Origin of the sequence: Malonomonas rubra DSM 5091 (assembly GCF_900142125.1) — a bacterium.
GTDB classification, from domain to species: Bacteria; Desulfobacterota; Desulfuromonadia; order Desulfuromonadales; family Geopsychrobacteraceae; genus Malonomonas; species Malonomonas rubra.
The window spans coordinates 108,603-119,847 of the sequence record NZ_FQZT01000010.1 but is presented as its reverse complement, the minus strand read 5'-3'; the positions used below and the strand labels follow the sequence as shown (position 1 = coordinate 119,847).

Annotated in this window: 13 protein-coding genes; all 13 read left to right on the top strand. The window is 54.4% G+C overall.

What is annotated here, in order from left to right; translation table 11 throughout:
• Positions 1-891 carry a site-specific tyrosine recombinase XerD gene (xerD, locus tag BUB13_RS13465; protein WP_072909286.1) on the top strand — a complete coding sequence of 297 codons (891 nt, stop codon included), beginning with the start codon at positions 1-3 and terminating at the stop codon, positions 889-891.
• A gap of 22 nt (positions 892-913) precedes the next feature.
• A complete protein-coding gene (locus BUB13_RS13460; RefSeq protein ID WP_072909285.1) occupies positions 914-2,113 on the top strand; it encodes a cofactor-independent phosphoglycerate mutase in 1,200 nt (399 codons plus the stop codon).
• A gap of 7 nt (positions 2,114-2,120) precedes the next feature.
• On the top strand, positions 2,121-2,537 hold the full coding sequence (locus BUB13_RS13455) for a DNA polymerase III subunit chi (protein WP_072909284.1): 417 nt from the start codon (positions 2,121-2,123) through the stop codon (positions 2,535-2,537).
• A 28-nt stretch (positions 2,538-2,565) separates the two neighbouring features.
• Positions 2,566-3,285 (top strand): RsmE family RNA methyltransferase, encoded by a 720-nt coding sequence (locus BUB13_RS13450; protein ID WP_072909283.1) that lies wholly within the window; start codon positions 2,566-2,568, stop codon positions 3,283-3,285.
• Between the two features lie 15 nt (positions 3,286-3,300).
• Positions 3,301-4,056 (top strand): RNA methyltransferase, encoded by a 756-nt coding sequence (locus BUB13_RS13445; protein ID WP_072909282.1) that lies wholly within the window; start codon positions 3,301-3,303, stop codon positions 4,054-4,056.
• Entirely contained in the window at positions 4,049-4,402 is a 354-nt protein-coding gene (locus tag BUB13_RS13440; protein ID WP_072909281.1) for a hypothetical protein, read from the top strand. The genes BUB13_RS13445 and BUB13_RS13440 overlap by 8 nt, the downstream gene beginning before the upstream one ends.
• 115 nt (positions 4,403-4,517) lie before the next feature.
• Positions 4,518-5,006 (top strand): ribosome maturation factor RimP, encoded by a 489-nt coding sequence (locus BUB13_RS13435; RefSeq protein ID WP_072909280.1) that lies wholly within the window; start codon positions 4,518-4,520, stop codon positions 5,004-5,006.
• A 67-nt stretch (positions 5,007-5,073) separates the two neighbouring features.
• The gene (gene nusA, locus BUB13_RS13430; RefSeq protein WP_072909279.1) at positions 5,074-6,258 is read left to right on the top strand and encodes a transcription termination factor NusA; all 1,185 of its coding nucleotides are present in this window, start codon (positions 5,074-5,076) and stop codon (positions 6,256-6,258) included.
• Between the two features lie 8 nt (positions 6,259-6,266).
• Entirely contained in the window at positions 6,267-6,860 is a 594-nt protein-coding gene (locus BUB13_RS13425; protein ID WP_072909278.1) for a YlxR family protein, read from the top strand.
• A complete protein-coding gene (gene infB / locus BUB13_RS13420) occupies positions 6,860-9,601 on the top strand; it encodes a translation initiation factor IF-2 (protein WP_072909277.1) in 2,742 nt (913 codons plus the stop codon). The genes BUB13_RS13425 and infB overlap by 1 nt, the downstream gene beginning before the upstream one ends.
• A 23-nt stretch (positions 9,602-9,624) precedes the next feature.
• Positions 9,625-9,927, top strand: coding sequence for a DUF503 domain-containing protein (locus BUB13_RS13415; RefSeq protein ID WP_072909276.1), 303 nt, complete (start codon positions 9,625-9,627; stop codon positions 9,925-9,927).
• Entirely contained in the window at positions 9,924-10,304 is a 381-nt protein-coding gene (rbfA, locus tag BUB13_RS13410) for a 30S ribosome-binding factor RbfA (protein ID WP_072909275.1), read from the top strand. Before BUB13_RS13415 ends, rbfA begins: the two co-directional genes overlap by 4 nt.
• On the top strand, positions 10,285-11,229 hold the full coding sequence (locus BUB13_RS13405; protein WP_072909274.1) for a DHH family phosphoesterase: 945 nt from the start codon (positions 10,285-10,287) through the stop codon (positions 11,227-11,229). Before rbfA ends, BUB13_RS13405 begins: the two co-directional genes overlap by 20 nt.
• The last annotated feature ends 16 nt before the right edge of the window (positions 11,230-11,245 follow it).

The window sequence follows — 11,245 nt, the reverse complement described above, 5'->3', positions numbered from 1 at the left end:
ATGGATGAGTATCTCGACTATTTCATCAATCATCTGAAAGTTGAGCGTGGCTTGGCGCAAAACACGTTAAGCGCTTACAGTCGCGATCTGAGCCGTTATATCGATTTTCTGGTCGACAAGGAAAAACTGACTGCGCTTGTCGATGTTCGGCAGCAGATGGTCATCAATTTTCTTGCTGCTCTGAAAAAAGATGGTCTTTCGGCACGCAGCAGGGCACGCCACTTAAGTGCGCTGCGAATGTTCCACCGTTTTCTTCTGCGGGAAAAATATACGCAGATCGATCCGACCGCTTTGATCGAGTCGCCCCGTGCTTTGCCGGGTTTACCGAAGCTGCTGTCGCAGCAGCAGGTCGAGGATCTGCTCTGTGCTCCAGGCGATGCAACCCCGATGACCCTGCGCGATCGGGCGATGCTGGAAACCCTTTATGCCACCGGGATGCGGGTGTCGGAACTGGTCGGCTTAAATCTGATCGATCTCAAGCTGGATGTTGGCTGTGTCAACGCTTTCGGTAAGGGGGGGAAGCAGCGTTTGATCCCCTTGGGAGAGGTGGCACTTGAAATCCTCGGCGATTATCTGCAGAATGGGCGGCCGAAACTGCAGAAATCAACCGGGTGCGAGCAGGTCTTTCTGAACCGCAGTGGCAAGGCAATGTCGCGCCAGGGGTTCTGGAAAAACCTGAAACGTTACGCTCTGCAGGCCGGGATTCGGCAGGATGTTTATCCGCACATGTTGCGGCACTCTTTTGCCACCCACTTGTTGGAAAACGGTGCTGATCTGCGCGCGGTACAGACCATGCTTGGGCATGCTGATATTTCGACGACGCAGATTTATACCCATGTCATTCAGGAAAGGCTGAAGCAACTGCATCAGCGTTACCATCCCCGGGGCTGAACCCGGAATAGAAGAGGAATTTATGAAGTATATCGTTCTCCTTGGCGACGGCATGTCAGATGAACCGAATGATCAGCTAGGTGGCAAAACACCGCTGGAAGTCGCCAATACTCCGAATATGGACCGCTTGGCGAAAGCCGGCAAAATCGGTTTGGCTGCGACGGTGCCAAAAGGTTTCCACCCTGGCAGCGATGTCGCCAACCTCTCGGTGTTTGGCTACAACCCGGCCGATTGCTACAGCGGACGCTCGCCTTTGGAAGCGGCCAGTATGGGGGTCGAACTGGGGCCGAATGATGTCGCATTTCGACTTAACTTCGTCTGGCTGGAAGCTCACTATGGCAAAATGTACATGGGTGATTTCTCCGCCGGTCATATTTCAACCGAAGAAGCTGCTGCGCTGATCAAAACCCTGCAGGAAGAACTGGGGGATGATGAGTTCACATTCTATCCCGGTGTTTCCTATCGCCACTTGCTGGTCTGGAAGAACGGCCGCGATCAGCTCAAGTTTACCCCGCCGCACGATATCATCACCCAGAGTATCGAAGACTATTTGCCTCAAGGTGAAGGTGCCAAAGAATTGATGCACCTGACCAATGCTGCGCAGATGGTTCTGGCGCACCATCCGGTCAATCACAAGCGTGAAGAGAACGGCAAAGTGCCAGCCAACTCGATCTGGCTCTGGGGCCATGGCCGCAAGCCGCAGATGGAAACTTACCAGCAGCGATTCGATCTGAGCGGTGCGGTTATTTCTGCTGTCGACCTGATCAAGGGCATCGGCGTTAATGCCGGACTCGACAACATCGAGGTCCCTGGCGCGACCGGTTACATCGACACCAACTACAAGGGCAAGGGGGAGTACGCGGTCAAGGCGCTGGCAGAGAAAGACTTCATCTATGTCCACGTCGAAGCGCCGGACGAGGCAGCTCACGGCGGACTGCTGCAGGAGAAAATCAAGGCGATCGAGGATTTTGATCGTGATGTCGTCGGCACCGTGCTCGACAGCTTGGAGCAGATTGGTGACTGCCGGATTTTGGTCACCCCTGATCACCCGACACCTGTCGCCAAGCGAACCCACACGTCCGACCCGGTTCCCTTCATCATGTTCGATTCCCGGACAGATGAAGCTGCTTCTGTTGCCGGTTACAGCGAGGCTGAAGCGAAGGCAAGCGGCCTGCTGGTTGCTGGTCACCAGCTGCTGCCACTGCTGATCGAGCGCGGTTAACAGGGTCGTGACAGTTGTTAGATTTGCCAAGCTTGAGCGGCCGGAGAAAGCACGGCTGCTCTGCCAGTTGGCTGAAGAACAACAGGCTCTCGACAAAAAAATCCTCATCCGGGTGCAGGACGACAATCAGGCGGTCGCGCTCGATCGTTTCATGTGGACTTGGGATAAGGGCGCTTTTTTACCACATGCGTTTAATAACGGTTCGGTCGATTGTCTCGACGAACCGATCGTGATCAGCGTTCGTGAAGAGAATCCGAACGGTGCATCTGTATTGATTATGGGGGAGCCCTGTTCCCCCGGTTATTTAAAGAAATTCGAATTGGTTATCGATTTTGCTGAAGTCTTTGATCCGCAGCGTCATGAGCTCTCCCGCGCCCGTTTCCGTCAATATCGGGAGCTCGGGTTCGACCCGCAAATGTATTAATACGGCTGGTGCAATCAGTCGTATCCGGTTGCCGGACATTCCCCAGCTCGATCAGGAAGTCACTCTCGGTCGTGAGGTCGTTGACGCGTTGCACTGCTGGCGAGGGCGGATTGGTGAAATTTTCACCGCCTGCGACCCGCAACAGCAGGAGTACCGTGTCCGCATCGTCGCGTTGAACGACGACTCGGTTACCCTGTTGCCCTTTGCTGAAATTCCACCGTCGGAAAGCCCTCTGCGAATCACTCTATTTCAGGCTTTGCCGGAAAAGGAGCGTTTCGAACTGGTCCTGCAGAAAGCGACCGAAATTGGTGTCGTGCGCATCGTTCCCTATCAGTCGGCAAAATCCTCAACCATGGAAGAACGTGATTCCGGGCAGAAGAAATCTCATCGCTGGCCAAACGTGCTATTGAGAGCGGCTCGCCAGTGTCGTCGTGGGGAAATTCCCGAGTTGTCACCGGTTGTTGATTGGCAGGAGGCTCTGGCTGAGTGCGCAGATGCCGAAATGTCGCTGCTTTGCTACGAAGGCGAAGGTGCCTGGCCGCTATCCGAGACGATAAATAAATTTAAGGGGCACAGGGTTGCGGTGATGGTCGGCCCCGAGGGCGGTTTCACGAAAGAGGAAATCGAACAGGCTCGGGCGAAGGGGGTTCAGCCGGTGAGCCTTGGTCCACGGATTCTACGCACCGAGTCGGCAGCAATTCTCGCCGCCGGTATCATTCAGTTTGCGGCCGGGGACCTCGGTCGTTAGAAAGTTGAAGTCCAGGTGAATACGGAAAACGTTGTCATCGTGCTGGTCGAACCTCAGGGCCCGCGCAATATCGGTTCGGTCTGCCGGGCCATGCTTAACTTCGGTATGGTCGAGCTGCGCCTGGTCAATCCGCAGACCGATCATCTGCTGCATGAAGCGCGGCAGATGGCGGTTAAGGCGACCACTGTGCTGGAAGAGGCTGTCATCTTTACCCGTCTCGAGGATGCTCTGGCTGATTGTGCTTTGAGTATTGGCACGACCCGGCGATTCGGTCGCTACCGCGAGGATATGCTGCATCCGGATGAGGCGGCGAAATTGCTACTGCCGGTGACTGCAGAAGCCAAGGTTGCACTGGTTTTCGGTCGTGAGGATAAGGGGTTGCATACGGCTGAACTCGATCTTTGTCAGCGTTTTGTCACCATCCCGACCAGCGACCGGTTGCCATCAATGAACCTGGCACAATCGGTGGCTCTTTGCCTGTACGAAATCAGTAAGACCAAAGGGGAGATGGCAGGTGCAGAGCACGGTCGCAAGAGTCTGGCTTCAAATGATGACCTGGAGCGGATGTTTCAGCACATGCGCGAATCATTGACCCGTGTCGCCTACCTGGATCCGCAGAACCCGGATCATATCCTGCGTGCTTTCCGCCGTATCCTCGGCCGGGCTGAACTGAATGACCGCGATGTGCGCATCTTGCGGGGGCTGTTCAGCCGTATCGATTACCTCGACGAGCAGATGCAGAGGTTAAAAGAGAGTGGCAAGAATGGCTGATATGGTGAAAAAAGTGACGCTTGAAAACGGGATTCAGGTCAGCTTCTTCGACCGGAGTAATCGCTATTTCGGCGATTTTCATCGGATCTGCCTGCAGGTGGTCATAGAATTGCCGCTCGAATTCGCTCTGACGCAGGGACTTGATCGTGACAAGGCGCAGCTGGAACGGTCTCTGGAAAAGATGGGTGTACCCTCCGCGGAGGTTGAAGAGACGATAAGCGGCCTGATTGAATCTTTTCTTCAGACCGCGACAGCCTATCTGGGTAAACCAGAGTTTCCGGCGCAAATGCTGACGAAACTTCAGCAGCAAAAACGTAAAGCTGCAACGCTGCTGTTTAAGCGGTGAAGGATTAATTATTTACTTGCTTTTGTAAATGTGAAGTGGTATCAACATTGAGTTTTCACGACGTACCACCCTTGGAAAGTGAGCCCTCGGCTCGCTTTTTTTTGTTATTACGAGGCTGAAATTGGCGCAAATTGTTGAACAGGTAGAGCTGTTGGTACAACCGATTCTGGATGATCTGGGCCTGGAATTGGTTGATCTTGAGTACCAGCGGGAAGGGCGCGGCTGGGTGCTGCGTTTTTACCTGGATAAAGAAGGTGGTATCACGCTCGATCAGTGTGCTGAGGCCAGCCGTGAGATCAGCGCTATTCTTGATGTTGAGGATGTGATCGGAACGGCGTACAACCTTGAAGTGTCCTCGCCTGGTCTCGATCGGCCTTTGAAGAAGGCAAAAGATTTTGACCGTTTCGCCGGGCAAAACGTAAAGATCAAAACCGTTGTCGCTTGTGACCCGGATGGGCGTGGGCGCAACCGTAAGTCTTTTACTGGGACTCTGGACGGAATGGCCGGGGCCGATGTTGTTGTGACATTGAAAGAAAAAAACGCTGTGCAGGTCAAGATCCCGTTGGATCAGATCGAAAGAGCGAATCTGGAATATGAGTTTTAACTGCGCTAACGGCAGTAGAGTTTAAACAAAAAACGGCTGTTACAGACAGCAAAAGGGGTATGACAAGATGGTGGGCAACCTTAATCACATCATCGATCAGGTGGTCAAGGACAAGGGGATCGATCGCGAAATTCTGGTCGAAGCTCTCGAATCCGCAGTCCTTTCCGCGGCGAACAAGAAGTTTCGCAACACGCGTGATCTTGAAGCTCACTTCAACGATGAGATCGGTGAGGTCGAGGTGTTCGAATTCGTCACCGTTGTTGAAGAAGTGGTCGACTCCTACAAGGAGATCGATATCGAGGAGGCTCGCGAGGTTGACCCGGATGTCGAGGTTGGTGACTCCCTCGGCATGATGATGGAAGCTGGCAGCTTCAGTCGGATTGCCGCTCAGACAGCCAAGCAGGTGATTATCCAGAAAGTACGCGAGGCTGAGCGTGAAGGTGTTTTCAACGAGTTCAAGGACCGTGTTGGTGAAGTTGTTAACGGTATCGTGCGCCGCTACGAGCGTGGCGACCTGATCGTCGACCTCGGTCGTGCTGAGGCCCTGTTGCCGAACCGCGAACAGGTGCCGCGGGAAAACTATCGCCAGTCTGACCGCGTTCGCGCTTACATCTCTGAAGTGAAAATGTCGGCCAAGGGGCCGCAGATCATTCTTTCGCGCACCCATCCTGGCCTGCTGATTTCGCTGTTCAAATCGGAAGTGCCGGAGATTGCTGAAGGCATCGTCGAAATCAAAAATGCTGTCCGTGAGCCGGGCAGTCGGGCGAAGATTGCTGTTGAGTCGCATGACATCGATGTCGATCCGGTTGGTGCCTGCGTTGGTATGCGTGGCTCCCGGGTACAGAATGTTGTGACCGAGTTGCGCGGAGAGCGCATCGATATTATCCCCTGGACTCCCGATCCGGCCCGTTTTGCTTGTGCGGCACTGGCTCCGGCTGAAGTGTCCCGGGTTTATATCGATGATGAAGCTGAATCGATGGAAATTATCGTGCCGGATGATCAGCTCTCGCTGGCGATCGGCAAAAAAGGCCAGAATGTCCGCCTCGCCGCCAAGCTGATCAACTGGAAGATCGACATCAAGAGCGAGACCCACGCACAGGAAGAAGAACAGCAGGCGGCTTCTGCTGAAGAAGCGCCCGAGGAGACTGTTGACGCAGCTGAGGTAGACGCTGTCGCCGAGGTTGAAGAAACTCCTGTCGTGGAAGCCGAAGAGGCTGTAGAAGATGCGACCAAGGATGACGATCAGGTTTAGGAGTAAGCTTGTCTGCTGATAAAGGCCCGCATCGCTCCTGTGTTGCTTGCCGTGAGACAAAACCACAGGGGCAACTTGTCCGCTATGTCGTTGCGCCGGACGGTGCACTTGTGGTTGACTACCGGAATCGCTTGCCGGGTCGGGGCGCTTACACCTGTATCGATCTGGAGTGTTTGCATACTGCCGTTGAGCGAAAGCAGTTTCAGCGCAGTTTCAAAGGGAAGTGTAAAAATGCCGAATTGTCAGATCTGACGAACCAGTTGACTTCGGCACTGGAACAGAAAATAGTAAGCCTGCTCGGAATGGGCAGGAAATCGGGGCAGGTGGTCTCTGGGACGAACGCCATCATGACCGGCCTGCGCCAGGCGAGTGATTTCGCCTTGGTTATTGTGACGAATGACATTTCGACTGCAATTGCCGAGAAGCTTCAGTCTTTGGCGGCACACCACAAGGTAGAATGCAGTCAGATGTTAACCAAGGATCTGCTTGGGCAGATTTTAGGTAAAGGGGAACGGAGTGCTGTTGCCGTGCAAAAAGGCACTCTGGCAGATGCAATTTTGATTGAATTGCAAAGATATAAGCAACTGGTAAGGGAGAATTGATGGGCAAGAGGGTATACGAACTGGCGAAAGAACTTGGGCTTGAAAACAAGGAGATGCTGGCCAAGCTTGCCGATGCCGGGGTTGAAGTGGCATCCCACGCCAGTTCTCTCACTGATGAAGATCTGCAGAAGCTCAAGGCGCTGGACACTCCGCAAGAAGAGAAGATCGAGGAAGCTCGCATCAAGCCGGGCCTGATCCGTCGGCGGAAAACTGTCGTGCGTAAAAAGGCTGAAGAGCCTGCTCCGACTCCCGAGCCGGAACCGGAAGTGGCCGAAGAGCCTGCTCCGACTCCCGAGCCGGAACCGGAGGTTGCCGAAGAGCCTGCTCCGACTCCTGAGCCGGAACCGGAAGTGGCCGAAGAGCCTGCTCCGACTTCTGAGCCGGAACCGGAAGTGGCCGAAGAGCCTGCTCCGACTCCCGAGCCGGAACCGGAAGTGGCCGAAGAGCCTGCTCCGACTCCCGAGCCGGAACCGGAAGTGGCCAAAGAGCCTGCCCCGACTCCTAAGCCGGAACCGGAAACCAAACCGGTTGAAGAGCCGAAGCCGAAGAAGACAGTTAAAGCGACCGCAGATAAGGCCAAGATCCTCGGTCGGGTCGAGTTGCCCAAGCCTGCACCTGCAGGACAGGATCGCCAGGACCGTTCCCGTGGTCGTAACGGGGAGCGTCCGGCACGACAGGATCGGCCGCAACGGCCGGGTGCCAGACCCGATGCAGGTGCTCCCGCACGTGGTCGCAAACGGGTTGATGTTGCTCCTGCGGCCCCCATGGAACAACCTCTGCCGGAAAAAGAAGGCCGCAATAAGAAGCGCAAGAAGGGACGTCGTAACGACCATGACAATGGTGAGGACGGACGGGTTTCCAGGCGCGGCAGAAGGGTTGAGGTGTTTGAGCCGAGCCGCATGGGCGGGAAGAAAAAGCGCGGTGGTAAGCAGGCGAAACAGACCAAGCAGACTGAAGTCACCATCAGTAAAGCGATCAAGCGGATTATCCGCATCAGTGACTCGATCACTGTTGGTGAACTCGCTAAACGGATGGGCGTCAAAGCGAACGAACTGATTGCTGAATTGATGCGCCAGGGGTCGATGGTGACTATCAACCATCCCCTCGATTACGAGTCCGCAGCGATCCTTGCGTCCGAATTCAACTACGAAGTTGAAAACGTTGCCTTCGACGAAGAGACCATTCTTGAAGTCGAAGCGAAAAAAGAGGCAGAAGATAATGCCGAGGATCTGAAGACTCGTCCGCCGGTGGTGACCATTATGGGTCACGTTGACCACGGTAAAACCAGCTTGCTCGATGCCATTCGTGAAGCCAATGTTACCGAGGGTGAGGCCGGTGGTATCACCCAGCATATCGGTGCTTACGACGTCGAATTGGACGGTCGCAAGATCACCTTCCTCGATACCCCGGGTCACGAAGCCTTTACCGCCATGCGTGCCCGTGGTGCTGGTGTGACCGATATCGTTATTCTCGTGGTTGCTGCTGATGACGGCGTCATGCCGCAGACCAAGGAAGCGATCAACCACTCCAAGGCTGCCGGTGTCCCGCTGATCGTTGCTGTCAACAAGATCGATAAACCGGAAGCCAACCCGGAGCGGGTCAAGCAGGAACTGACCGAGTTCGAACTGGTGCCGGAAGAGTGGGGTGGTGATACTATTTTTGTCGAGGTCTCTGCTAAACAGCAGACCAACCTTGATACTCTGCTGGAAATGATTCTGCTGCAGGCCGAAGTTCTCGAACTGCAGGCAAATCCGAACAAGCGTGCCAAGGGCTCCATCGTCGAGGCCCGTCTCGACAAAGGCCGCGGTCCGGTTGCTACTGTTCTGGTTCAGGACGGTACCCTCAAACAGGGTGATGCGATCGTTGCCGGTCTGCATTTCGGCCGCGTTCGTTCAATGACGACCGCAACCGGTAAACAGGTTAAGGAAGCTGGCCCATCCTTCCCGGTCGAGGTGACCGGTCTTGGTGGGGTGCCGGATGCCGGTGAGACATTCCATGCCGTTGAAAGTGAAAAAGCTGCCAAGGATGTTTCCCAGCACCGTCAGCAGAAGCAACGCGAGATCGATCTGGCCAAGAGCAGTAAGGTGTCTCTCGATCAGTTGTTCGCTAAAATGCAGGAAGGCGAAGTTGAAGAGTTGGCCGTCATTATCAAGGCCGACGTGCAGGGTTCTGTCGAAGCGGTCCGCGATACACTGGAAAAACTGTCGACAGATTCTTGCCGCCTGAATGTCATCCACACCGGTGTTGGCGGTATCTCCGAGAGTGATGTCACCCTCGCTACGGCATCGAACGCAATCGTCCTCGGTTTCAACGTACGCCCGGAAACCAAGGCGAAAACCATGGCCGAAACCGAGAAGGTCGATATCCGGCTGTACAGTGTCATCTATGATGCCGTCAACGATATCCGTGACGCGATGGAAGGCCTGCTGGCACCGACCCTGCGCGAGAAGGACTTGGGTCGTGTCGAAGTGCGCGAAACTTTCCATGTTTCCCGCATCGGAACCATCGCCGGTTGTTACGTCCTCGATGGCAAGGTTGTGCGTAATGCCCAGGTTCGCCTGGTACGTGATAATGTTGTTATCTGGGAAGGCAAGCTCAGCTCCCTCAAACGCTTCAAGGATGACGTCAAGGAAGTTGCCAGCGGTTACGAATGTGGTATCGGTCTGGAGAACTACAACGACATCAAGGTTGGCGACATTGTCGAAGCCTTCGAGATGGAAGAGATCAAAACGACGCTTTAATGGTACGGTGAAAGGCTCTGATTATGGTTGTCGGTGTATTGAGACTGGACATCCGTCTGTACGACACCCAGAGTCTGAAACAGAAGCGTTCGCAGGTTAATAAAATAACGGCGCGACTGCGTTCCCGTTATCCGGTTTCGGTTGCCGAAGTCGGCTGTCAGGATCTGTTGCAACGTGCCGTGATTGGATTAAGTATGACAGCCGGCTCCGAGTCACAATTGGAGTCGGTTTTCCATAAGGTCGAAAGCGAAATCGAAAGCTGTGGTTTCGCCGAGTTGCTCGACACCGATGTCGAGTTTCTGCATTACGGAGAAGATTTTTCTTGAGTGGTTATCGTCCAGAACGGGTCGCAGAACAGATCCATAAAGAAGTCGCCCTGTTGATGATGCATGGCATCAAGGACCCGCGCGTTGCCCCGGTCTCAATTACTGGTGTGACCGTGTCGAAAGACCTGAGCATCGCAAAGGTTTTTTTTACCGTACTCGATGAAGCGACTGAGCGTAAGGACGCAGAACGTGGTCTGAAAAGCGTTGCTCCTTATTTGCGCCGACAATTGGGACAGGTTATCCGTATGCGTTTTATCCCGGAGCTGCGTTTCGAATATGATAAGTCGATCGGTTACGGACGTAAAATCGACGACCTGCTGCGTCAGGTTCAGGACGATTTAAAGGATGATGATACGGATGATTCAGCAGATAGTTGACCTGATTGAGGCGAACACAAGTTTCCTCGTTGTTGCGCACGAAAACCCGGACGGCGACGCCATCGGCTCGACCCTTGGTTTGGCCAACGCCCTGCGCGAAATGGGTAAAGACGTGGTGGCACTCAATGTTGACGGTGTTCCGCAGATCATGCAGTTCCTGCCCGGGTTCGATCAGCTGGTCACCACTCTGCCGGAAAATAAACAGTTCGATGTTGCTTTTGTCCTCGATTCGGGTGATCTGGTACGTGCCGGAGTGCCTGTGCAGGAGTGCTGTAAAGCTCTGGTGAACATCGATCATCATCCTCATTCCGAATTCGGTGATATCTGCTATGTCGACACCACTGCCAGTGCTACGGCGGTCTTGATTGACCGGGTACTGCAGCAGTGTGATTACCGGATGAGTTTGGATGTCGCCAAGCCGCTCTACCTCGGTATTCTTTCTGATACCGGTTCGTTCCGTTATTCAAGTGCCAATCCTGAAGCCTTTAGTGTTGCCGGTCGTCTGGTCGGTATGGGTATTGACCCCTGGGAAATTGCCAGTTGCCTGTATGAAAGTCTGGCGCCGGAGCGGATGAAATTGCTCGGCTTGGTGCTGCCAACGCTGGAAATCTCTGACTGTGGTCGTTATGCATCGGTTGCCATGACCGAAGACATTCTTAAGCAGTCCGGAGCGTCTGAAGAGCACACCGATGGTTTTGTCAACTATCCTCGCGCTATCCGCGGTGTTGAGGTTGCTCTCTTCTTTCGCCAGATCGGAGCTGACGCCTATAAGATCAGCATGCGCTCGCGGGGCACCATTGATGTCGGCGCCATGGCCCGTGAACTGGGCGGTGGTGGTCATCACAATGCTGCAGGAGCCAAGGTCAACGGTTCTCTCGAAGAAGCCAGGGCGACTGTTTCCCGTCTGCTCGATCGTCTCATCTGATTTATTCACGTGCACG

Bases quoted from the DNA above. Each gene is read 5' to 3' on its own strand.
- xerD (WP_072909286.1), top strand. From the start codon at position 1: ATGGATGAGTATCTCGACTATTTCATCAATCATCTGAAAGTTGAGCGT.
- BUB13_RS13460 (WP_072909285.1), top strand. From the start codon at position 914: ATGAAGTATATCGTTCTCCTTGGCGACGGCATGTCAGATGAACCGAAT.
- BUB13_RS13440 (WP_072909281.1), top strand. From the start codon at position 4,049: ATGGCTGATATGGTGAAAAAAGTGACGCTTGAAAACGGGATTCAGGTC.
- nusA (WP_072909279.1), top strand. From the start codon at position 5,074: ATGGTGGGCAACCTTAATCACATCATCGATCAGGTGGTCAAGGACAAG.
- infB (WP_072909277.1), top strand. From the start codon at position 6,860: ATGGGCAAGAGGGTATACGAACTGGCGAAAGAACTTGGGCTTGAAAAC.
- BUB13_RS13415 (WP_072909276.1), top strand. From the start codon at position 9,625: ATGGTTGTCGGTGTATTGAGACTGGACATCCGTCTGTACGACACCCAG.
- BUB13_RS13405 (WP_072909274.1), top strand. From the start codon at position 10,285: ATGATTCAGCAGATAGTTGACCTGATTGAGGCGAACACAAGTTTCCTC.